Origin of the sequence: Neorhizobium sp. T6_25, assembly GCF_002968555.1 — a bacterium.
Taxonomy (GTDB): Bacteria; Pseudomonadota; Alphaproteobacteria; order Rhizobiales; family Rhizobiaceae; genus Neorhizobium.
The window spans coordinates 57,208-77,484 of record NZ_PVBL01000024.1 but is presented as its reverse complement, the minus strand read 5'-3'; the positions used below and the strand labels follow the sequence as shown (position 1 = coordinate 77,484).

Sequence of the window (20,277 nt, the reverse complement as noted above, 5' to 3'; positions counted from 1 at the left end):
TAAGCGATTGAGATCAGCTTTGCGACAGGGGCTGCGTCACAAATTTGTTTGCGAATTCCGTTTTCTTCTTCGCTGTGACATTTCGAAACACGCAGCCACCGCTGCATAAACCACCAGCGATGACAACCAGCCGAGCGTCACGTCCGAAAAGTAATGGCCGCCGAATGAGGTCCTGAGCGCCGGCGAGATCAGCGAGATGGCGATCAGCGGCGGCCCGAGCACCGGACGCAGCGGTTTCGGCAGCAAAACGATGAGGCAGGCAAGCCATCCGGCGCCCGCCGCCTCGCCGGAAATGAAGGAGCAGTTGCCAACGCAGGCGCCGCCGAAATCGCCGGCCGGCGTGAACACGTCCTTGCCGCCAAAAAAGTTGGTCTCGTAGGGGCGAGGCCGGTTGGAGACCTGCTTCAGGATCAGGTTGACCAGCACATACGGGCCGATCAGGAAGGAAATCAGGGCGATGGAATAATCCCGCGTCTTGCGCGGACTATAGCTCACGCCGTGGTGCTGCAGGTTGGCGATCAGCCGGTAGAGGATGTAGATCGCGACCAGCGCCGGCAGGTAGAAGAGGACGCGCCGGATCAGGACGAAGACGGTTTCTCCACCATAGGGAAAACTGCCGCAGACCCGGCCTCGTTCGATAGCCTCGCCACAGGCGGCCTGGGCGAAAAAGGCGCGCGCCACGGCAAGGTCGATCTGGGGTGCCAGGTAGAAGACCGCCAGCAGCACCCACCAGAGCACCATCAGCACGATGAACCAGCCCTTCGGCCTGGCAAAGAATCGTCGCGTGGCGGCAAGCCATTCGGGGGCGGTTGGGGAAGGCGATGTCATGCGAAATGATCCGTTGGTCGTCGGGCGGCGCGACCCTAGAGCAAGACGCGTCGGATTTGAACAGGGGACGGCTGCCGATAGCCGGGAATGTCCGCTCCCGAAATCGGGCTTTTTGACGCGTCGGAGAGGGGGCTGCAACGGGTTGACGCGGTTGTGACATCTCGCCCTTGCGCTCGCGGCCGAAACGGCGATGATCGCCGCGTTCTTTCGAAAGCCTCCTGGAGTCGCAATGTCCGTGAAATTCGATATCTCCTTCGCCAAGTCCGCCAAGATCGACGGCGGCCTTGCCATCCAGCTCAAGCTTGCCGGCAACGGGCCGGCAGCGGGAGCTGCCGATGCCGATCCTGCCGGCATCGTGACCCGGGCGGCGGAGATCGCGAAGTTTTCCGGCAAGTCGATGTCGACGCTGGACATTATCGCGCCGCAGGGGTCTCCCGCCGACAGGCTGGTCGTGCTCGGCCTCGGCAAGGCCGAGGCGCTGACCGCCTACGACTGGCTGAAGGCCGGCGGCATTGCCGCTTCCACGGTCAAGTCGATGACTAGGGTGGCGATCTTTACGGATGTGCCCGGCCTTGCGGTCGGCGCTGCCGAACTGGCCGGCTTCGCGCTCGGCATGCTGCTGCGGGCCTACAGTTTCGACACCTACAAGACGAAGAAGGGCGACGACGAGGAAAAGGCGCCGAAGACGGTGAAGGTGACGATCGTCACCCCCGAGTCTGCGGGCGCCAAGAAGGCTTTTGCCGAATCCGAGGCGATCGCCGGCGGCGTGCTGCTGGCCCGCGAACTCGTCAACCTGCCGCCGAACGTGCTCGGGCCGGTCGAATTCGCCGACAAGGCCAAGGAACTGGAGAAGCTCGGCGTCGAGGTGGAAATCCTCACCGAAAAAGAGATGAAGAAGCTCGGCATGGGCGCGCTTCTCGGCGTGGCGCAGGGTTCGGTCCGGCCGCCGAGGCTCGCCGTCATGCAATGGAAGGGCGGCAAGCCGAAGGATGCGCCGGTCGCCTTCATCGGCAAGGGCGTCGTTTTCGATACCGGCGGCATTTCGCTCAAGCCGGGCGCCGGCATGGAGGACATGAAGGGCGACATGGGCGGCGCCGCTGCCGTGATCGGCCTCATGCATACACTTGGCGCCCGCAAGGCCAAGGTCAACGCGATAGGCATTCTCGGCCTCGTCGAGAACATGCCTGACGGCAACGCCCAGCGACCGGGCGACATCGTCACCACCATGTCGGGCCAGACGATCGAGATCATCAACACCGATGCGGAAGGCCGGTTGGTGCTTGCCGATGCGCTTCACTATTGCAACGATCGTTTCAAGCCGCGTTTCATGATCAATCTCGCCACCCTGACCGGCGCGATCCTGGTGGCGCTCGGCAATCTGCAGGCGGGTCTGTTCTCCAACGACGACACGCTGGCCGGCCAGTTGGCCGGCGTCGGGGACGTCACCGGCGAGCGCCTGTGGCGCATGCCGCTCGGCAAGGAATATGACAAGCTGATCGATTCGAAATTCGCCGACATGAAGAATACCGGCGGGCGTCATGCCGGGTCGATCACCGCAGCGCAGCTGCTCAAGCGCTTCGTCGGTGAAACCCCCTGGGCGCATCTCGATATCGCCGGCACCGCGATGAACTCGCCGTCGAGCGAGATCAACCAGTCCTGGGGATCCGGCTACGGTGTCCGGCTGCTGGACGAACTCGTGCGGGCGCATTACGAGAGCTAATGACCGAAGTCCTGTTCTATCACCTGACCGAATCGAAGCTCGAGGAGGCGCTGCCGGCGCTGCTCGAAAAGAGCGTCGAGCGCGGCTGGAAGGTGGCGGTGCAGACGAGCGCCGATGTGCGTCGGGATTTTCTCGACGCGCATCTCTGGACCTTCCGCGAGGACAGTTTCCTGCCTCATGGCACCGACGCCTCGCCGATGGCCGAGGCGCAGCCGGTGCTGCTGACCTCCGCTGCCGAAAACGGCAACGGTGCGACGGTTCGTTTTCTGGTGGATGGTGCCGAGCCGCCGCCGATCGCCAACTATGACCGGATCGTCTTCATGTTCGACGGCTACGATACCGTTCAAGTCGACAATGCCCGTGCCCAGTGGAAGAAGCTGAAGGGCGAGGGGCATGCGCTGACCTATTGGCAGCAGTCGGAAGAGGGGCGCTGGGTCAAGAAGGCCTGACCCCGCGTATTCTTTCCCTCAGTTCAGCCAGGCCATCATCATCGACGAATTGCTGTGGCGCAGGCGAACGACCTTGTAGCCTTCTGCGCTCAGCTGGGTGAGCAGCGCCGGCAGCATGGCGGCCGTGCGGGCATGGATGTCGTGCAGCAGGATGATGCCCTTGCCGTGGGCGCGTAGCGAATTCATCGTGCGGGTTGCGACGGCGGCCGGCGAGACGCCGAAATAATCCTTGGAATCGACCTGGACGTCCAGCACCACCATGCTGTTCGAGGCGACCCACTGGCGCAGGCGCTTGGTGTCGGCGAGATAGGGGAAGCGGAAGAAGCCGGCATCCTCATGGGTGACGCTGGTCACCGCATCGCGCCCCTTTTCGATTTCGGCCACGGCCGCATCGAAGGAAAGGTTCTGCAGGTCGGCATGGCGATAGGTATGGCTGCCGATCGTGTGGCCGGCATTGACCACCTTGCGGGCGATCTCCGGATGGGCCTTGGCCATCTGCCCGACCATCAGGAAGGTCGCCTTGACGTCGTATTCGTCGAGGATGGAGAGGATCTTCTCCGTCTTCTTCGGCATCGGGCCGTCATCGAAGGTCAGCACGACCTCCTTGTCGGCGAGCTTCAGGTCGGAAAGCGACGAGGCGGTGAGGGTGCGGCCGGAAAGGCTGCCGGGCTTGTTGAAACGACCCCAGGCAACGGGCGTCAGCGCCACCGGCGAATCCGCCTCCGCCTTTTTAGGCGATTTGGACGAGGAAAGCCCCTTGGCGGGTGCAAATGAAGTGGCAAGCGAGCCGGCCTCGGTCTGGCTGCGACCGGCGCAGGAGGAAAGAAGGCACGCGACGGCGGCGGCGACACAAAGGACGCGGACAAACATGGGAGCGACTCGGCTGAAAAGTGACTAAGGAGTTGAAGCGACGTCACATTCGCCGATTATGGTTAATGGCTGGTTATGATGGGTTGTCCGCCGCAGGCAACTTGCGACACGGGCCGCAAGGACGGCTTCTGCCGCATGGCAGGTCCTGCTCTACTTCTTGGCGATTTTGTCGCCGACCCGCGGGCGGGAGATCGCCTTGCCGACAAAGCTGTACTCGCCTGAGCCGGTGACGGTGGAAAACAGCGACGTGAAAGGCGTCGTCATCGCGTAATTCACCTGCACGACGACGAGCTGCACGTTGCTTTCGATCAGGTCGGCGGGGATTTCGAAGGCGGGCGGGTCCCCGGATACCTGCGCGTTCGCTTGAAAGGCCGACGACCAGTTGACCTTCGCGTTGCCAGCGGCGTCGAAGTCTATGAGGGCCACCTGGATTGCGAGTGCGCTGCTGTTGAAGGGAATGAGAATGGAGGCGGTCCCTTGGAGAAGGGTATTGAGCTCGCTGTTGCTCCAGCTCGTTTCCTGGGAGACGATGTCGCTCGCCACTTCCGCGATCTGGTTGATCTTCCGCTTCACCATCAGGCCTTCTCCGAGATCGACGGTGCCCGCGAACAGCAGCGCCATCACAGGCACAAGCAGGGTGAACTCGATGCCGGACTGGCCTTTGCGGTCGGCGAGCAGGGCCCGCATGCCTCTTTCGCGCCGGTTCCCTTGCCCGTGGTCGGGATCATGCCTTGGTGCCATCGCGCGATTTCTCAAAAGGGTTCATTTCTGAAAATCACGGAAGCGGAGAGCACATAGGTACCATCGGCGAGCGTGTTGACGTCTGCGCCGATCGCGGCCAGCAGGCTGTCCCAGGGAAGGAAAGCCTGGATCATCACGTATTCCCCCGACCCGGCCGGAGAAAAGCTCTCGGTTACGGACAGAACACCGCCGCTGACCGGCGACGTGAAGCTCATCGACGAGAAATCGGACATCGTGGTGGTCGTGACCAGCAGTTCGTCCTCGCAACTGAAGGCCAGTGCCATGCCGTCGCAGACATTGCTCTTGAAGGTGGCGAGATCCCAGCCGTTCGAATAGGCGGTGCCGACCCGGACGGAACGGGCGGCCATATGCAGGGCCGAATCGAGCGCGCTGTCGACGAAGAACATCAGCGCCATATCGAGAATGCAAAACAGGAAGACGAAGAATGGCAGGACAAGCAGTGCAAACTCGACCGCGGCCGTTCCCTGCTCGTTCCGCAAGAGGGCTTTGAAACGGTGCATCAGCGTCATCTAGTTTGTCAGCCTTACCTTGGAGAGATATTGCTTGAACAGCGAGGACAGGCCTTCCTCGATTTCCTCGGCAGAGTTCGCCTGCAGGAAAAGATCGCCGCTCGTTGCGCATTCTTCGAGCGCTTTGGGGATATAGGCGGTCCTAGTACTGCTGCTCTTGCCGGAAGCGACCGTGCCTCCCCAGATCGAGCTGAAGCCGCTGCTGCTCATCGTCTTGCCGAGCGTCGCATTGTAACCCCAGTCCCAGGTCATCGGCAGGTATTCGGTATAAAGAACGCCGATAGTGGCGTCGAGGTCCTTCACCTGTTTGCACCACTTGGAATTGATCGGGGTGACGACGGTCTGCAGCGAGCTTTTTGCTGTCGGGAAGCGGATGCCGGAATTGTCTTGCAGCACCCAGTTGCGCTCGGACTGGACGCCGTCCGTCAGAATCAACACGAGTTTCAGCGGCGCATCCTTGGTGGTTCCGTCTCCGGCCGTTCCGATCATGGGCTTGAGGGCCGTCAGGGAAGTGTCGAAATATGTCGCGTCTTCGGAGGTGGCGCTCGTCATGCCGCTGGTTTTACTGTTCAGCTTTGTGCGGGCCGCCGAGGTCGAGAAGGTCGGAGACAACACCTGGGTCGCGGTTTTGCCAAGAGTATAGAGGCCGACCCGGATGCGTTCATGGGCGGCGTCTGCCGTGTCGATGAGGTCTAGAACTTCGCGCGCGGCGTCCACCGAGACATCGGCCCGCAACTTGATGTTCATCGCCACCGACAGGTCGTAGACATTGTTATAGGTCTTGCCCTTGTAGGAGAAGGTTGCCCCTTCCGGCGTATGGCACGCAAAGGCACACTTGGCGGGTGACGACATCAGGCTGGACTGACCAGCACTCGTTGCCGCGAGCAGCATCGAAGCGGATTTGTCGAGTACGATATGGACATCGAGATAGGCGCGGCCGGGGCCTTCGACCGACGAGGAGGTGGCGACGCCGACGTCATCTATGCCTGCAATCTTGAGTAGCGTCGTGGGCACCATCGCGCGGGCTGTCGCCGTGATCTTATTGTTCGATGTGTCGATGTCGATTTCTTCGAGCGTGTAGCCGCCGCTCCCGAGATCGGTCTGGGCAGCGAACCACTCCTGGATGCGCTTCTTGAGCGCGGCATTGTCCAGTGTTCCCACGCTTTTCACTGCGCCGAGCAAGGCGGAATCGAGATCGGCCTGCATCTTCGAACGAGCGTTATAGGCCCGCACGTAGTCGAGGCTGGCGCCGACGGCGGTGATCAGCGGCACGAGCAGCAGAGAGAACATGATGGCAATATTGCCGCGGCGATCCGCGAGCAGGCCAGAAATAGCGAGAAGCCGCCGCGGATTGGACATAAGGCCTGAAAATCATCCCTGTGAATAATCGGCCGATATTATAATGCATTCCTAATTTAATGATTAATCGCATTGCGGGTGCCGGGTTCGGCGATTTCCCCCGCCACACCGCCGAGGATATAGCTGGCCTGGTCGGCAAGGGGGTAATATTCACCGCTGGAGCAAACTCACCCCGCCATCGCCTCTTCGTATTCCGACGACAGCATCAGCCATTCCTCTTCGGCGGCAGAGAGTTTGGCGGCGGCTTCTCCGCGTTCCTTGGCCTTCTGGGCGGCCTTGGCTGGAGTTTTTTCGTAGAGGGCGGGGTCGCCAAGTTCTTTATCAAGAGCCTTGATTAGTTTCTCCAGCTTGGCGGTTACAGCCTCGACTTCGTTGATCTTTTTCTTGAGCGGCGCGAGCGAGGCGCGCTTTTCGGCATTCGCCTTGCGCTGGTCCGCCTTAGAGGAGAGATCTTCGATCAGCTCAACTTTTTCTTCTTTTTTTTTACCGGAGCTGACGATCAGGTTGCGGTATTCCTCCAGGTCGCCTTCGAAATTCGACACGGTGCCGTTGTTGACCAGCCACAGCCGGTCGACGGTGGCCTCGATCAGGTGACGATCGTGGCTGATCAGGATGACGGCGCCCTCGTAGTCGTTGAGCGCCTCGATGAGCGCCCGGCGGCTGTCGATGTCGAGATGGTTGGTCGGTTCATCGAGGATCAGGAGGTTTGGCGCGTGGAAGGCGGCAAGGCCCATCAGCAGGCGCGCCTTTTCGCCGCCCGACAGGTCTTTTGCGGCCGTCGCCATCTTTTCCGTCGCAAGCCCCATCTGCGCCACGCGGGCGCGAACCTTGGCCTCGGGCGCATCCGGCATCAGCCGGCGCACATGGGCAACGGGCGAATCCGCCGGCACGAGATCGTCGAGCTGATGCTGGGCGAAGAAGCCGATCTTCAGGCTCGGCGCCAGGCGGATATCGCCGCTTTCCGCCTTGAGGCGACTGGCGATGAACTTGGCGAAGGTCGACTTGCCGTTGCCGTTCGAGCCGAGCAGGGCGATGCGGTCGTCGTTGTCGATGCGCAGCGTGATGTTCTTGAGGATCGGCTTGCCCGGCTCATAACCGACGGCGGCGTTCTGGATCGCAACGATCGGCGAGGCGGGCTGCTTTTCCGGCTCGGGAAAGGTGATCGGCTGGACGTGGTCCTCGATCACCGCGGCGACTGTGCCCATGCGCTCCAGCGCCTTGACGCGGCTCTGCGCCTGTCGGGCCTTGGTGGCCTTGGCCTTGAAGCGGTCGATGAAGCTCTGCAGGTGCTTGCGGGCCGCCTCGTTCTTGGCCTTCGCCTTGGTCTGCAGTTCGTCGGCCTCGGCCTTCTGCCGCTCGAACTGGTCGTAGCCGCCGCGGTAGAAGGTCAGCTTCTTCTGGTCGAGATGCACGATGGCGTTGACCGCGTTGTTGAGGAGGTCGCGGTCATGGCTGATGATGATGACGGTGTGCGGATAACGCCGGATATAGTCTTCCAGCCATAACGTGCCTTCGAGATCGAGATAGTTGGTCGGTTCGTCGAGCAGCAGCAGGTCGGGCTCCGCAAACAGGACGGAGGCGAGCGCCACGCGCATCCTCCAGCCACCGGAAAACGACGAGGCGGGGCGGGCCTGGGCTTCCTGGGAGAAGCCGAGACCGGCGAGAATGCTGGCCGCGCGCGCCTCTGCCGAATGCGCATCGATGTCGACGAGCCGCATCTGGATGTCGGCGATGCGATGCGGATCGGTGGCGGTTTCCGCCTCAGCCAGAAGTGCGGCGCGCTCCTTGTCGGCGGAAAGCACGATTTCGATCAGCGAATCCTCCGTGCCCGGCGCTTCCTGCGCCACCTGGCCGAGACGGGCGCTCTTTGGATAGGAAACCGAACCGGTCTCCGACCCCAGCTCGCCGGTGATGACCTTGAACAGCGTGGATTTGCCGGCGCCGTTGCGGCCGACGAGCCCCGCCTTGGTGCCCGCCGGAAGCGTCACGCTGGCATTGTCGAGGAGGAGACGCCCGGCGATGCGGGCGGAAAGTTCGGTAATCGTGATCATGGCGGCGGTTTTGGCCGAAACACCGTTTGTTGGCAAGGGCGCCGATGGATCGGCATTCCGTTGTGCCGAGGGAAACAGAAGAAAATTGCATGCTCTGGTAGATCGTTGAGGCGGCGCCGCCGCGGGCCGCGATGGTGCGACCGAACTTCGATCGGGAGAGCAAATGTCATGAGAGTAACGAGATTGATCTGGTCGATGCTGCTGTCGGCATCCGCACTGATGACGCCGCTCAGCGCCGGTGCGGTGGACTTTACCTGCTGGAGCCCTGGCGGCGCTCTGTTGGCGGGCGCCGCCGGCGGCTACTGGACTGCGGAACGGATCGCCAACGCGATTCCGTTTGGGGAGACGATTAGCCGGGGCGAGGGTGGTCTCTCCGAACAACGGCGCAGCCTCAAGGATACCGATGCGGAGCGAGCGCCGATCAATGAAGCGCCCTATAAGTTCGGAGGCAAGCTGCTGTTTACGCTCGGCGGCGTGGATTACACGGCCAGCGCTCAGTTTGTCGCGGATGACCGGATCGTCATGGGTGCCGCCCATTCCGCCTGGGGCAACGGCAACCAAGCCACCAATATCCGCTTTTATCAAGGTTATGCGGGCGGTGGCGGGACTCTCTACCAAATCGACCGGGTGGCGGTGCTGTTGCGCTGGACCGAGGTGTCGGGCAACCCGCCGAGCATGGCGCGCTCGCAGTTCGATTATTCGGTGATGCGCACCACCCAGGCGTCCGCCGTCGGCAAGTATGAACTCGGCATTGACGGCGCCCATGTCGATGACAATGTGACGATCACCGGCTACCCCGGGCGGCTCGACGGCGGCGAATACATGTATCGGGAAACGGCCCGCATCGCCGTGCAGGCCGGCACCGCCTACGAAGCCGGGCCGCATCCCATGTATGGAGGTGGCGCAAGCGGCGGGGCGTGGTTCGTGACCGCCAACAACGTCCATAAGGCGGTCAGCGTCGTCTCCAGCGGCGCGCCGGACGGCGTCTACGGGCCGAGTTTCACCCAGGATACCGCTGACCTGATCGCCATCGTCAAGAACGGCTGCCCGTAAGCCGCCGGATCCGGCCGGGCGCCGGGGGCGCCGGGCATCGCCACACCGGTCCGGCGCTCGCAAGCATCCGTGTCATTCAGGCTGCCGGGTCTGAATGGCGCGAGATGATCTGCAGCGATCTCTTGTTGAAAATGACGATGCGGTGCTGCCGCACGCCGATCAGCCGTTCGCTTTTCCAGGCTTGGAGCTGGGCGTTGATGCGCGGCCGGCTGGCATTGATGAGCTGGCCCATGCGGCTCTGGGATATCGGTTTTTCGATGAGGATGCCGTCGTTGGTCGACCGCCCGTGGGAGGCGCCGAGATTGAGCAGCAGGCGAGCAAGGCGAATCTCCAGCGGGTAAAGCGCCATTCCCTCCGCGAACATGATGGTGCGGTGGAGCTTTCGGGCGATCGTCCGCATCAGGTATGAAGACACCTGCGGGATTGCCGAGAGCGCGTTGAATGTTTTCCGATCGATTTCGAGCAGCCGCGTCGCCCCGCATATCACCGCGTTCGAGGAGTGCCGGTAGTTGAGGGCGAACTCGATCTCGCCGACTGCGTCCCCCGCCTAAAGCTCCGAAAAAATCACTTCGTTGCCTTCTTCGGATATAAAATAAAGATAGATGCCGCCCGAAAGTATAATGTAAAGTGTATCGCAAGGGTCGCCGCTCAGAAACAGCGTTTGCCGATCTCTGTATGTGTTTATATTTACCTTTTTTGCAAGCATGGAAATAACGGCGTCATCTGCGGCGCCGAACAATTCCATTTTCCTTATCTCGTCCGAAATTGTCGGATTCTTCATCGTTTTCATCTGCTCGTGACCACCCTGAAATCGGAAACATGGCTGCCGTCTGTAGGGTTGATATTTAGCAAAAATGCAAATCAGGGTTGTTACCTGTGTGACATATTTTCAGATTTAAATATCCTAGGTTGTGTTTGTGCAAATGATGCTCCGCGGAAGCCGGTGCCGTGAGCACAGATGCCGTCACCGCATGGTGTCGTGGCGGCGACCCAAATGAGGAGATGTATTATGACCATTTACATGGGGCAGAACGCGATCAAAGCCTTCAGCGCGCAGGCAGCGGGCCAGCCCTACAGCCTCACGGTTCTCAACGAAAACGCGAAATGGCAGCAGTTTGCCCTGTTCCAGACGATCCCGAAGATTATCGGGCCGTCGGTCGACCCCCTGTCGCTGGCCTGGATGGTCGGCGGCGCCGCTGCGGGTACCCCCGACCAGCCGAGCACGTCTTCCTTCAACTGGACGATCGACTATTCCGTGACGGTTGGCTACGTTCAGCAGCAGGGCACGCCCGGCTCGCCGCGTTCCTTCCAGACGGCGAGTTCGGTCGCCGTCATGATCAACAATCAGAACCAGGTGCCGGTGACCTATCAGGGACCGTTCCCCTATGGCGCTCCCGGTTTTCCGGCGGGGCCATCCGACGCGACGAAAGGCCTTATCCTCGCCCAGGCCGACGACACCATTCCGACCGTGCCCGTGCAGGCCAGCAAGAGCGTCTACCTGAATGTCGGCATCGCCATGGCCGGCAAGCCGACGATCGCGGTCCAGCTCGAGCCCGGCCTCTTGTACCAGTTCACGCCGAAGCCGAAATATTACATTCTCGCCGGCTCTTTCGTTCAGGGACAGGTGATCGACACCGCGACGTCTTCGGCGGCCTACGAGGTGAGCTTTGGCGGTGTCACGGATGTCTCCGTTCGGTTCACGCAGAAGAACCAGTTCGTGCCGGCATAATCCCGCCGACCTCCTGGTAGGACAAGAGGGCGGCCGCGGACGTATCGCTGTCGGCCGCCGATCTTCGTTCGCAGAATAGAGGCCGCGGGAAACCGTGGCCTCTTCTATTTTGGAAAAAATCCTGGCCGCCTCAGGACGACCGTTTCGGTGCCTCGCCGTGAAGCGCGACGATCATTCGCGGATTGGCCTTGGCTGTTTCAAGCGCCGTGCCGGCCTGGAGGCGGAGTTCCTGCGGTGAAAAAGCTTCCGCGGTGAGAGCCGCGCCGACCGAAAGACCGATCCCGCTGGTGCCGTCGGAGGCGGCGAAGACGAGATTGTCGGTGATCGAGGCGATCAGCCGCTCGGCGATCGGTTGCACGCTGTCGCGGCCGACGTCGCGGAAGACGAAGGCGAAATCACCCTTGCCGATGCGCGCGAGGAAATCGTTCTTCTTGATCGCCTTGCGGAAGATCGAGGCGGCCTTCTTGACGATCCGGTTGACGGCGGGATCGCCGTAGGTGCGGGCGAAATGCGGCAAGTCGGTAACCGTCACCAGGAAGAGGGCGGTATCGCGGCTGTCGGCGTCGACACCGAAGAGTGCCTCCAGCCGTTCGGCGAGCGCCGCATGGTTCGGCAGCGAGGTCAGCCGGTCGCGCAGTGTCACCGAGCGGGCAACCGATGCCTCGCGTTCGGCCTTGACGAGACGATCGGCACCGGCGCGAAGAATGGCTTCCAGTTCGGTTTCGGCGACCACGGCATCGGAGAGCGAGACGCTCAGATATTCGATCTCGGCCAGAATATCCTCAGGCCCCGCGGTGCTGTCTTGGCGCAGGCTACGGGCGACGGTTTCCATAACCCGGCTGAAGCCCTTCTTTTGGGTGACGCCGCTTGCCATCTTGTCGCGGAGTTCCAGCAGCAGCTTTATTTCCTGATCGCGACCCCTGGCGGGCATGAGTGCCACGAAAGCCGAGAGCTGATGGCGCAGCCCCATCTCGTCGAGCACCGTCTGGGAAGGACCGGCGGGAAGCGCCAGGACTTCGCGCGAAAGGGCGGGGTCGCCGCCCAGCAGCGCCTCGTGGAAGAGCTCGTAATTGCGCGGCAGGCCGCTCACGTCCAGCTTCGCCATGAGCTGGACGACAGCCTGCAGGCCGCGACCCTGTCCCGTTCTGCTCGCTTCGCCCGCCATGTCTCATCCTCACAATTGTTCGATCGTGCGACAAGCCATGCGGGACCGGTTTTAACATTTGCTAAAACGGGCCGGATTGCCGGTCGTTACGGTTAAGGGATTGTCGAAATGGTCGATCGACTGCGACCCATGAAATTTCCTGATTGGATTCAAACGAAAATTTGCCTTCAATATCGCTGGCCGAACGTTCAGATCAGGAGCCTGCCGTGACCCGTATTCTCTATTCGCTCTGCGGCGCCGACGAGAGCCGCCCGTTTTCGCCCCATTGCTGGAAAGTCGTGCAGGCGCTCGCCCACAAGGGCCTCGATTTCATCGAGAAACCGACGCCGTTTACCGAGATCCCCAGCCTCGAGGGCGGATTTTCGAAGACGGTGCCGATCCTTCGGGACGGCAACGAGCTGATCCGCGACAGTTTCGAGATCGCGCTTTATCTGGAGGAGACCTATCCGGACCGGCCGACGCTGTTCGGCGGCCCGGCCGGCAAGGCGCTCGCCCGTTTCGTCGAGGGTTTTTCCCAGATGGTGGTGCATACCGCGATCACCAAGATCGCGGTCAAGAACATTCATGACATGCTCGGAGAGACCGACCAGGTTTATTTCCGCGCCAGCCGCGAGGCTCGGCTCGGCAGGACGCTCGAAGAGATGGAAGCGAGTCGCCAGGCGGAGATCGACGGTTTCGCGCCGAAGCTGGAGCCGATCCGCCATGCCCTGAAATATCATGACTTCATCGGCGGCGACGGCCCGCTTTTCGTCGACTACATCCTGTTCGGCGCGCTGCAGTGGATGCGCATCACTGCCGGCACCAAGGTGTTTTCCGACGACGACCCGGTCCGGTTGTGGTTCGAGCGCTGCCTCGACCTGCATAATGGCGTCGGACGCAGTGTGACAGCGGCGTGAAATTGCCCGAACCCCCTTGTTTCCAGCGAAAGGGGCGGGTAAAGACCGCCCACTTTCCCCCTAGTCACGGGGCCACAGGAAACGAAGGATAGAACAATGGCGATTGAACGCACGTTTTCGATGATCAAGCCGGATGCCACCAAGCGTAACCTCACGGGCGCCATCACCAAGGTGTTTGAAGACAATGGCCTGCGCGTCATCGCTTCCAAGCGCGTCTGGATGAGCAAGCGCGAGGCAGAAGGCTTCTACGCCGTTCACAAGGAACGTCCGTTCTTCGGCGAACTGGTTGAAGGCATGACCTCCGGCCCGACCATCGTTCAGGTTCTGGAAGGCGAAAACGCCATCCTGAAGAACCGCGAGATCATGGGCGCCACCAACCCGGCCAACGCTGACGAAGGCACCATCCGCAAGACCTTCGCGCTGTCGATCGGCGAGAACTCGGTTCACGGCTCCGACGCTCCGGAAACTGCCGCCCAGGAAATCGCCTACTGGTTCTCCGAAACCGAGATCGTCGGCTGATTTAAGCCTCGTCTCGACGTAACACTTTGATGAAACCGGGGTTTTGGCCCCGGTTTTTTCGTTTTGGGATTTGGGCGTCTACGGCCTCAGGCAGGGCAGTCGTCGTCCTGCCCGTAGTCTGCCGTCCCGTCCGGCTTGAAGACGTCCGGGTTCCGCTCGTAGCCGGCTCCGAGCACCAGCGGCTTGCTGGGAAGCACCGACTGGTCGACGTCGGAAACGAGCTGGGTCTTCAATTCCTGCAGCGTCCGGCCGCCCGCATCCACCAGTCGGATATCCACGGAATAGGGCTTGTCCTTGCGCACGCAGCGGACATTGGGGCTCTGCAGGGTGATCTTGTTCCAAGCGGGGAAGATTTTTTCACGGATGACGATCGGATCGCCGCCGGCGGGATTGTCGAATTTGGCGATTGCCACCGTTCCGTCCGGTATCGGCCCGGTCTTGTTGAGCGTCACGAGGTAGGTGGCGCTGGCGACCCGGTAATTGAACACGAAGATATGCCCGCTCACCTCGACCAGTTTTTCCGCCTCTCGCTGGCATGCGGCAAGGGTGAGGGCTGCAAGGCTGAGAACCATAAACCGGTGCATCATGACGTGGCCTCCTTTTTCCTCCGATGATAATGGCGACTGGCTTTGACCCGGTTGCCGCACACCGCCATGTCGCACCAGGTCCGGCTGCGGTTGCGGCTTCGGTCGATGAACAGCCAGCCGCAGCTGCCGCAGATCTTCATCCGCGAGATTTCTTCGTCGGCAAGCAGCCTGAGCGCCGAATGGGCGGTCGCCGCCTCCAGCGAATTCCTCCCGGCACGGCGCAGGATGGCTGCCGTCGCTTCGAGGAAATCGGCAAGCAATGTCTGCGCGTCGTCACCACGAACACGGGCGCGAAAATAGCGGTCTATTGCTTCGCGCAGCGCGATGAACGGCGTGTGGTTCTCGGCCGGGACAGGTGCGAGATCCCCGAACAGCGCCCGCTCGGCCGAGAATTTCTCGGCTGCTTTGGGAAAGGCGCGCATTTGCTGCGGCTCGGCGAACCGGTCGATCCTGTGCTCGGGATCGAAGCGCAGGATGACGCTGTTGGCGACATCCAGCGCCAGCGCGCCACCGGCAAAACGATGCGGGGTCCAGGAAAAGCTCATGCGATATTATAACTGGTAAAATGCGGTTGACCAGTTATATTCATCGTCGCTATCGGAGTGCCCATGGCCTATCTCTTGCAGCAACTGGCGAACGCGGTTCCGCTGGCGACGCTCTACGCAACGCTTGCCTTCGGATATGCGATCGCCTTTGCCGTGACGAAGCGGGCCGACATCACCTATGGGGCGATTTTCGCCTTTTCCGGGCATCTCTACCTGCTCTCCGCCCATTTCGGCTGGAACCGGCTCTGGCTGATCCTGCCGGCCGCATTGGGACTGGGCGCCGCGGCCGGGATCGCCGGCGGCATAGGGGCGGGGGTAACGATCGGGCAGGTGGTCATGCGCCCGCTTGCAAAGATCTCGCCGAATGCGGTGATAGTCGCCTCGCTCGGCGCGCTGATGGTGCTCATGGAAGGCGCCCGGATCGCCGCCGATACCCGCGAACTCTGGCTGCCGCCGTTCCTCAATGACGCGGTCGTCTTCTGGCACGCAGACGGCTTTCCGGTGACCCTGACGCTGATCCAACTTGCCAACGTTGCCGTCATGCTGGGGATCATCGGCGCGGGTTATCTGGTGCTGGCGCGCACCCATTGGGGCCGCGTGTGGCGGGCGGTCTCGGACGATCCGCTGGCGGCTGAACTCTCCGGCACCAATTCCGCACGGGTTTTCGTCACGGCCTACGCGGCGGCGGCATTCTACGCCGCCATCTGCGGCGTGCTCGCGACCTCCCACTACGGCACGATGGATTTTGGCGCCGGCCTGCTGTTCGGCCTGAAGGTCGTGCTGATCGCGGCGGCCGGCGGTCATTCCAATCCCCTGCGTGCCGCCGCGGGCGCGGCCGTCATCGGCTTTGCCGAAACGCTTTGGAGCGGCTACGGCCCAATCGTCTGGCGCGACCTTTTTGTGGTCGCAACGCTGGTCGTGGTGCTGGTGATGAGCCGGCGGGAGCGGGCGGTGCCTTGAACGGATACGCGAACAGGATGGGCTTCGTGAGAAATTGGAGTATCCTAGCGGAACAACGCGAGGCACGTCATGCAGTTCACGATCGACGCAGCAAAGAATAATTTTTCGAAGCTCATCGATCTGGCGAGGGCCGGCGAGGAGGTCGAGATTGTCGAGGGGAATACGCCGATCGCGAAGATCGTTCCGATGCCGCGGCGGAAATTCACAATCGGGCTGCTGAAGGGCAAGGTCGAAGGTGGCGGACCTGATTTCTTCTAGCTGACACGGTTCCCGGCTTAACCCGCCTGTGGTGACGAGCAGGTATCTCCGCCGTAATCACCGCCACTTGTCGCGCGCAGTGTCGTCCGCGTCCTTGGCGGCGATCCAGTCGCCTTGGGCGCCGTCGGCGGCGTGTTCCTTTTTCCAGAACGGCGCTGAGGTCTTCAAAAAGTCCATGACGAAATTGGCGCCGTCGAAGGCCGCCTGACGGTGGGGGGCGGCGGCGATGACCAGCACGATGTTTTCGCCGGGCATGATCTTGCCGAACCGGTGGATAGCGGTGAGGCCGAGCAGCGAGAAGCGCTCGATCGCCAGTTCCCCGATGCGAAACATCTCCGCTTCCGCCATGCCCGGATAATGTTCGAGCTCCAGCGCCGACAATGCACCCTGTTCGTCGCGGCAGAGGCCGGTGAAGGTGACGACGGCACCGATATTCTTGCGGCCGGCGGTGAGGGCGGCAATTTCGGCCTGCAGATCGAAGTCGGCGGATTGGACGCGGATGGTGGGAGCGGTCATGAGCAACCTCTTCCTCTCCCCGCTGGGGAGGAGTGGGGTGCTCCGCAACTGGCGCCGGCCCCAGCCATTATCACCCTCCGGTCATCGGCGGAAAGATGCCGATCTCGCGCGCGCCGGCGATCGGTTCGTCGTGTTCGGCATGTTCCTGGTTGATGGCGACGCGGATGACGTCGGGGAACTGCAGCGCGTTCTCGTATTCCTCGCCGAGCGCCGTCAGATGCGCGAGCAGGTCATTGACTGTGATGACGTCTGCCGGCAGGTCGAGATCCTCCTCGGATTTGCCGATCCGTTCACGCACCCAGGCGAAATAGACGAGTTTGACGGTCATTCTTCGTCCACCAGATGTTTGACCCCGGCCTTGAAGTAATCATAGCCCGAGTAGAAGGTCAGGATCGCGGCGAGCCAGAGAAGCACGATGCCCATCTGGGTCGTGTAGGGCAAGATCTTGTCGCCGGCAGGCCCGGCAAGCAGGAAGGCGATCGACACCATCTGGATCGTCGTCTTCCATTTGGCGATGCGCGTGACCGGCACGGAGACCTTCAGCGCAGCCAGATATTCGCGCAGGCCCGACACCAGGATTTCGCGGCAGAGGATGGTGATTGCCGCCCAGAGCGACCAGCCGGCGATCGTCTGGTCGGCGGCGAGCAACAGCAGCACGGCGGCGACCAGCAGCTTGTCGGCGATCGGATCGAGCATTCGGCCGATATTCGACGTCTGGTTCCAGATGCGGGCGAGATAACCGTCAAGATAGTCTGTGATCGACGCGACGGCGAAAAGCACCAGCGCTGTCCAGCGCGCGACATCCGAGCTTTCAAGCTGCCCCTCGATGAAGAAGCAGCCGACGATGATCGGCACCGCCACGATGCGCGCATAGGTCAGAAGATTGGGAATATTGTATGCGCGCGACGCCATGGGGAGCCTTCCGGATGTTTGCTCCTAGTTGATGCCTCAGGAGGAAGGCGTCAACAGGGGTTCGCGGCTTTTTTGCAGCCGATGGCGTCATGCCGATTTAGCCGGCCCGGTTCTCGTGAAAATGATTGTAGATCTGCTTGGCGACGGCTTCCGAAATTCCCTCGACCGCCATGAGGTCGGTCAGGCCGGCGCGCGACACCGCCTTCGCCGTGCCGAAATGCTGCAGGAGCTTGCGCTTGCGGCCAGGCCCGATACCGGAAATCTCGTCGAGCGGGTTCTTGACCATCTCCTTCTTGCGCCGCGCCCGGTGGGAGCCGATCGCGAAACGATGGGCCTCGTCGCGCATGCGCTGGATGAAGTAGAGGACCGGATCGCGCGGCGGCAGCGAGAAGTCTGACCGTCCGTCGGCGAAGAACCGCTCGCGGCCGGCGTCGCGGTCGACGCCCTTGGCGACGCCGATCGCGGTCACCACGTCGCGGATGCCGAGTTCGTCGAGAATGGCGCGTACCGCGCTCATCTGCCCCTGGCCGCCGTCGATCAGGATCACGTCCGGCCAGGCCGGGAAGGCGGCGTCGGCCGCATCCTCGGCGCTGGCGGCCGCCGCGGCGGTACGGTCCGGAATGCCCTCTTCCTTGAGCAGGCGCGAGAAACGGCGGGTCATCACCTCGCGCATCATGCCAAAGTCGTCGCCGGGGGTGATGTCGGTCGATTTGATGTTGAACTTGCGGTACTGGCTCTTCACGAAACCTTCCGGCCCGGCGACGACCATGCCGCCGACCGCATTGGTGCCCATGATATGCGAGTTGTCGTAGATCTCGATCCGGCGCGGTACGAAGGAAAGCCCGAAAGTCTCGGCAAGCCCCTGCAACAGGCGCGCCTGCGACGAGGTTTCGGCAAGCCGGCGGCCATGCGCCTCGCGGGCGTTCGCCAGAACGTGGTCCGTCAGGTCCTTTTTCTCGCCCCGCTGCGGCACCGAGATCGTCACCTTGTGGCCGGCTTTTTCGCAGAAGGCCTGGGCAAGCAATTCCTGTTCCTCGACGGTCTCGGACAGCAGGATCTGCTTCGGCACCGGCTTGTCGTCATAGAACTGCGCCAGGAAGGCGTTGAGCACTTCCGGGCCGGAAAGCTGCGGATCGGCCTTCGGGAAATAGGCCCGGTTGCCCCAGTTCTGGCCGGTCCTGAAGAAGAACACCTGGATGCAGGAGAGGCCGCCCTCGTTGTAGATGGCGAAGACATCCGCCTCCTCGACGCCGGCCGGATTGATGCCCTGATGGCTCTGGACGTGGCTGAGCGCCGCCAAGCGGTCGCGATAGACCGCGGCGCGCTCGAAATCGAGGTCCTCGGAAGCTTCCGCCATCTGGCGGGCGATCGCCGACTTGACGTTCTGGCTCTTGCCGGAGAGGAAATCCTTGGCTTCGCCAACCAGCGCCGCATAACCCTCGTCGCTGATCTCGTGGGTGCAAGGCCCCGAACAGCGCTTGATCTGAAAGAGCAGACAGGGGCGGGTGCGGGTCTCGAACACGCTGTCGGTGCAGGTGCGCAGCAGGAAGGCGCGCTGCAGCGAATTGATGGTGCGGCCGACGGCAGCAGCCGAGGCGAAGGGTCCGAAATAATCGCCCTTGCGCGCCCGCGCGCCGCGATGCTTGAAGATCGCCGGAGCCCGGTGGTCGCCGGTGATCATGATATAGGGAAACGACTTGTCGTCGCGCAGAAGAACGTTGAAACGTGGCCGCAGGCGCTTGATGAGATTGGCTTCGAGCAGCAGCGCCTCGGTTTCCGTCCGCGTCGTGACGAATTCCATGTGGGTGGTTTCGCGCACCATCTTGGCGATGCGGTTGGAATGGACGCGGCCTTGGGCATAATTGCCAACGCGCTTCTTGAGGCTGCGCGCCTTGCCGACGTAAAGCACATCCTGCGTGTCGTTGAACATCCGGTAGACGCCTGGCGCATTCGGCAGGTGCTTGACGAATTCGGCGATCAGGTCGGCGCCCTTCAGCCCGGTCTCGTTCTTCCAGCCCTCGTTCCAGTCGATCGACGCAGCGGGGCCTTGGCTCGGTTCTGCCACGAGCACATCGTCGTCGTCTTCTTCCGTCTCGTCATAGAGAACGCCGCCGTCGGGCAGCTTCGTTCCGTTCATTCCATAGTCTCCGCCGGATATCGACATCCGGCCATCACCGATTCGAACCGTGCGCCCATGACATGTGCCGGAGACCGGCAGCTTGTCAAAATATTGCGCTGAAGCGGCCCGATTCCCTGCACGAAGGCCGCTGCCGGAGAAATAGTGTGTCGGGGCAGATTTTGAAAGCGCTGGCGAGAATTCCGCCCCGTGCTCTTGACTAAGGCCCAAATGGCCATTCCGGCGGTGGAATATTTAAGGCAGAAATCCGGCGGCAGGCGCCGCCGGTTCCGGCCGCCTTCCTGCGGAGAGGAGAAATACGTGCGTATTTCAGCTCAGACTTCGGTTTCTACAAGCGCCCGATCCGGTTTTGCTGCGAATACAAGTCGAACTTGGCGAGTGGCGCTCGCGCCGGTTAGCGCCGGTAGGTGTATTGACTGAGTTGTGCTTTGGATTTAAGAAGTAATTTATAA

At 61.9% G+C, this 20,277-nt stretch carries 23 protein-coding genes; 8 read left to right on the top strand and 15 right to left on the bottom strand.

Annotation, left to right across the window (positions count from 1 at the left end; all coding sequences use genetic code 11):
• Positions 1-36 precede the first annotated feature (36 nt).
• Complete coding sequence (locus C5L10_RS25570; protein ID WP_105431954.1) at positions 37-828, bottom strand: phosphatase PAP2 family protein; 792 nt, start codon at positions 826-828, stop codon at positions 37-39.
• Between the two features lie 229 nt (positions 829-1,057).
• Between C5L10_RS25570 and C5L10_RS25565 the strand changes: the two genes are divergently transcribed.
• Together C5L10_RS25565 and C5L10_RS25560 are read left to right on the top strand one after the other, a co-directional pair.
• Complete coding sequence (locus C5L10_RS25565) at positions 1,058-2,548, top strand: leucyl aminopeptidase (protein ID WP_105431953.1); 1,491 nt, start codon at positions 1,058-1,060, stop codon at positions 2,546-2,548.
• Positions 2,548-2,997 (top strand): DNA polymerase III subunit chi, encoded by a 450-nt coding sequence (locus C5L10_RS25560; protein WP_105431952.1) that lies wholly within the window; start codon positions 2,548-2,550, stop codon positions 2,995-2,997. Before C5L10_RS25565 ends, C5L10_RS25560 begins: the two co-directional genes overlap by 1 nt.
• An 18-nt stretch (positions 2,998-3,015) precedes the next feature.
• Here the strand turns inward: C5L10_RS25560 and C5L10_RS25555 are convergent, their stop codons facing one another.
• From C5L10_RS25555 to C5L10_RS25535, 5 genes are all read right to left on the bottom strand, one after another.
• Entirely contained in the window at positions 3,016-3,867 is an 852-nt protein-coding gene (locus tag C5L10_RS25555; RefSeq protein ID WP_105431951.1) for a polysaccharide deacetylase family protein, read from the bottom strand.
• A gap of 150 nt (positions 3,868-4,017) precedes the next feature.
• The gene (locus tag C5L10_RS25550; protein ID WP_172717174.1) at positions 4,018-4,554 is read right to left on the bottom strand and encodes a TadE/TadG family type IV pilus assembly protein; all 537 of its coding nucleotides are present in this window, start codon (positions 4,552-4,554) and stop codon (positions 4,018-4,020) included.
• A gap of 65 nt (positions 4,555-4,619) precedes the next feature.
• Positions 4,620-5,129 (bottom strand): TadE/TadG family type IV pilus assembly protein, encoded by a 510-nt coding sequence (locus C5L10_RS25545; protein ID WP_172717173.1) that lies wholly within the window; start codon positions 5,127-5,129, stop codon positions 4,620-4,622.
• Between the two features lie 9 nt (positions 5,130-5,138).
• Positions 5,139-6,497 carry a TadE/TadG family type IV pilus assembly protein gene (locus C5L10_RS25540; protein ID WP_105431948.1) on the bottom strand — a complete coding sequence of 453 codons (1,359 nt, stop codon included), beginning with the start codon at positions 6,495-6,497 and terminating at the stop codon, positions 5,139-5,141.
• 167 nt (positions 6,498-6,664) lie between these two features.
• Positions 6,665-8,548, bottom strand: a complete 1,884-nt coding sequence (locus C5L10_RS25535) for an ATP-binding cassette domain-containing protein (RefSeq protein WP_105431947.1) — start codon at positions 8,546-8,548, stop codon at positions 6,665-6,667.
• A 168-nt stretch (positions 8,549-8,716) separates the two neighbouring features.
• Between C5L10_RS25535 and C5L10_RS25530 the strand changes: the two genes are divergently transcribed.
• Positions 8,717-9,601, top strand: a complete 885-nt coding sequence (locus C5L10_RS25530) for a hypothetical protein (protein WP_172717172.1) — start codon at positions 8,717-8,719, stop codon at positions 9,599-9,601.
• Positions 9,602-9,677: 76 nt separating this feature from the next.
• On the opposite strand, the gene C5L10_RS25525 is transcribed toward C5L10_RS25530, so the two are convergent.
• Both C5L10_RS25525 and C5L10_RS25520 read right to left on the bottom strand, forming a co-directional pair.
• Entirely contained in the window at positions 9,678-10,001 is a 324-nt protein-coding gene (locus C5L10_RS25525; protein WP_172717171.1) for a Crp/Fnr family transcriptional regulator, read from the bottom strand.
• 147 nt (positions 10,002-10,148) lie between these two features.
• Positions 10,149-10,391, bottom strand: coding sequence for a cyclic nucleotide-binding domain-containing protein (locus C5L10_RS25520; protein WP_172717170.1), 243 nt, complete (start codon positions 10,389-10,391; stop codon positions 10,149-10,151).
• 219 nt (positions 10,392-10,610) lie between these two features.
• Here C5L10_RS25520 and C5L10_RS25515 point away from each other — a divergent pair, with 219 nt between their 5' ends.
• Positions 10,611-11,330: a hypothetical protein gene (locus C5L10_RS25515; protein WP_046605606.1), complete on the top strand. Its 720-nt coding sequence runs from the start codon at positions 10,611-10,613 to the stop codon at positions 11,328-11,330.
• Positions 11,331-11,460: 130 nt separating this feature from the next.
• Here C5L10_RS25515 and C5L10_RS25510 read toward each other — a convergent pair whose 3' ends face one another.
• The gene (locus C5L10_RS25510) at positions 11,461-12,495 is read right to left on the bottom strand and encodes a diguanylate cyclase (protein WP_105431943.1); all 1,035 of its coding nucleotides are present in this window, start codon (positions 12,493-12,495) and stop codon (positions 11,461-11,463) included.
• Positions 12,496-12,701: 206 nt separating this feature from the next.
• Between C5L10_RS25510 and C5L10_RS25505 the strand changes: the two genes are divergently transcribed.
• Both C5L10_RS25505 and ndk read left to right on the top strand, forming a co-directional pair.
• A complete protein-coding gene (locus C5L10_RS25505; protein WP_105431984.1) occupies positions 12,702-13,391 on the top strand; it encodes a glutathione S-transferase family protein in 690 nt (229 codons plus the stop codon).
• Between the two features lie 96 nt (positions 13,392-13,487).
• A complete protein-coding gene (ndk, locus tag C5L10_RS25500; protein ID WP_007769585.1) occupies positions 13,488-13,910 on the top strand; it encodes a nucleoside-diphosphate kinase in 423 nt (140 codons plus the stop codon).
• Positions 13,911-13,996: 86 nt separating this feature from the next.
• On the opposite strand, the gene C5L10_RS25495 is transcribed toward ndk, so the two are convergent.
• Positions 13,997-14,494 (bottom strand): hypothetical protein, encoded by a 498-nt coding sequence (locus tag C5L10_RS25495; protein WP_105431983.1) that lies wholly within the window; start codon positions 14,492-14,494, stop codon positions 13,997-13,999.
• Complete coding sequence (locus C5L10_RS25490) at positions 14,494-15,042, bottom strand: CGNR zinc finger domain-containing protein (protein ID WP_105431942.1); 549 nt, start codon at positions 15,040-15,042, stop codon at positions 14,494-14,496. Before C5L10_RS25490 ends, C5L10_RS25495 begins: the two co-directional genes overlap by 1 nt.
• A 63-nt stretch (positions 15,043-15,105) precedes the next feature.
• Here C5L10_RS25490 and C5L10_RS25485 point away from each other — a divergent pair, with 63 nt between their 5' ends.
• The gene (locus C5L10_RS25485; protein WP_105431941.1) at positions 15,106-16,002 is read left to right on the top strand and encodes a branched-chain amino acid ABC transporter permease; all 897 of its coding nucleotides are present in this window, start codon (positions 15,106-15,108) and stop codon (positions 16,000-16,002) included.
• Between the two features lie 69 nt (positions 16,003-16,071).
• Positions 16,072-16,260 carry a type II toxin-antitoxin system Phd/YefM family antitoxin gene (locus C5L10_RS25480; RefSeq protein WP_105431940.1) on the top strand — a complete coding sequence of 63 codons (189 nt, stop codon included), beginning with the start codon at positions 16,072-16,074 and terminating at the stop codon, positions 16,258-16,260.
• Between the two features lie 57 nt (positions 16,261-16,317).
• Here the strand turns inward: C5L10_RS25480 and C5L10_RS25475 are convergent, their stop codons facing one another.
• The 4 genes from C5L10_RS25475 to uvrC form a co-directional block, all read right to left on the bottom strand.
• Positions 16,318-16,776: a molybdenum cofactor biosynthesis protein MoaE gene (locus tag C5L10_RS25475; RefSeq protein WP_105431939.1), complete on the bottom strand. Its 459-nt coding sequence runs from the start codon at positions 16,774-16,776 to the stop codon at positions 16,318-16,320.
• 70 nt (positions 16,777-16,846) lie between these two features.
• Positions 16,847-17,104 carry a molybdopterin converting factor subunit 1 gene (gene moaD, locus C5L10_RS25470; RefSeq protein ID WP_105431938.1) on the bottom strand — a complete coding sequence of 86 codons (258 nt, stop codon included), beginning with the start codon at positions 17,102-17,104 and terminating at the stop codon, positions 16,847-16,849.
• Entirely contained in the window at positions 17,101-17,688 is a 588-nt protein-coding gene (gene pgsA / locus C5L10_RS25465; RefSeq protein WP_046605600.1) for a CDP-diacylglycerol--glycerol-3-phosphate 3-phosphatidyltransferase, read from the bottom strand. Before pgsA ends, moaD begins: the two co-directional genes overlap by 4 nt.
• Before the next feature lie 97 nt (positions 17,689-17,785).
• The gene (uvrC, locus tag C5L10_RS25460; protein WP_172717169.1) at positions 17,786-19,825 is read right to left on the bottom strand and encodes an excinuclease ABC subunit UvrC; all 2,040 of its coding nucleotides are present in this window, start codon (positions 19,823-19,825) and stop codon (positions 17,786-17,788) included.
• Between the last annotated feature and the right edge of the window lie 452 nt (positions 19,826-20,277).

Bases quoted from the DNA above. Each gene is read 5' to 3' on its own strand.
- C5L10_RS25570 (WP_105431954.1), bottom strand. From the start codon at position 828: ATGACATCGCCTTCCCCAACCGCCCCCGAATGGCTTGCCGCCACGCGA.
- C5L10_RS25565 (WP_105431953.1), top strand. From the start codon at position 1,058: ATGTCCGTGAAATTCGATATCTCCTTCGCCAAGTCCGCCAAGATCGAC.
- C5L10_RS25560 (WP_105431952.1), top strand. From the start codon at position 2,548: ATGACCGAAGTCCTGTTCTATCACCTGACCGAATCGAAGCTCGAGGAG.
- C5L10_RS25555 (WP_105431951.1), bottom strand. From the start codon at position 3,867: ATGTTTGTCCGCGTCCTTTGTGTCGCCGCCGCCGTCGCGTGCCTTCTT.
- C5L10_RS25550 (WP_172717174.1), bottom strand. From the start codon at position 4,554: ATGCGGGCCCTGCTCGCCGACCGCAAAGGCCAGTCCGGCATCGAGTTC.
- C5L10_RS25545 (WP_172717173.1), bottom strand. From the start codon at position 5,129: ATGCACCGTTTCAAAGCCCTCTTGCGGAACGAGCAGGGAACGGCCGCG.
- C5L10_RS25540 (WP_105431948.1), bottom strand. From the start codon at position 6,497: ATGTCCAATCCGCGGCGGCTTCTCGCTATTTCTGGCCTGCTCGCGGAT.
- C5L10_RS25535 (WP_105431947.1), bottom strand. From the start codon at position 8,548: ATGATCACGATTACCGAACTTTCCGCCCGCATCGCCGGGCGTCTCCTC.
- C5L10_RS25530 (WP_172717172.1), top strand. From the start codon at position 8,717: ATGAGAGTAACGAGATTGATCTGGTCGATGCTGCTGTCGGCATCCGCA.
- C5L10_RS25525 (WP_172717171.1), bottom strand. From the start codon at position 10,001: ATGCGGACGATCGCCCGAAAGCTCCACCGCACCATCATGTTCGCGGAG.
- C5L10_RS25520 (WP_172717170.1), bottom strand. From the start codon at position 10,391: ATGAAAACGATGAAGAATCCGACAATTTCGGACGAGATAAGGAAAATG.
- C5L10_RS25515 (WP_046605606.1), top strand. From the start codon at position 10,611: ATGACCATTTACATGGGGCAGAACGCGATCAAAGCCTTCAGCGCGCAG.
- C5L10_RS25510 (WP_105431943.1), bottom strand. From the start codon at position 12,495: ATGGCGGGCGAAGCGAGCAGAACGGGACAGGGTCGCGGCCTGCAGGCT.
- ndk (WP_007769585.1), top strand. From the start codon at position 13,488: ATGGCGATTGAACGCACGTTTTCGATGATCAAGCCGGATGCCACCAAG.
- C5L10_RS25495 (WP_105431983.1), bottom strand. From the start codon at position 14,494: ATGCACCGGTTTATGGTTCTCAGCCTTGCAGCCCTCACCCTTGCCGCA.
- C5L10_RS25490 (WP_105431942.1), bottom strand. From the start codon at position 15,042: ATGAGCTTTTCCTGGACCCCGCATCGTTTTGCCGGTGGCGCGCTGGCG.
- C5L10_RS25485 (WP_105431941.1), top strand. From the start codon at position 15,106: ATGGCCTATCTCTTGCAGCAACTGGCGAACGCGGTTCCGCTGGCGACG.
- C5L10_RS25480 (WP_105431940.1), top strand. From the start codon at position 16,072: ATGCAGTTCACGATCGACGCAGCAAAGAATAATTTTTCGAAGCTCATC.
- C5L10_RS25475 (WP_105431939.1), bottom strand. From the start codon at position 16,776: ATGACCGCTCCCACCATCCGCGTCCAATCCGCCGACTTCGATCTGCAG.
- moaD (WP_105431938.1), bottom strand. From the start codon at position 17,104: ATGACCGTCAAACTCGTCTATTTCGCCTGGGTGCGTGAACGGATCGGC.
- pgsA (WP_046605600.1), bottom strand. From the start codon at position 17,688: ATGGCGTCGCGCGCATACAATATTCCCAATCTTCTGACCTATGCGCGC.
- uvrC (WP_172717169.1), bottom strand. From the start codon at position 19,825: ATGAACGGAACGAAGCTGCCCGACGGCGGCGTTCTCTATGACGAGACG.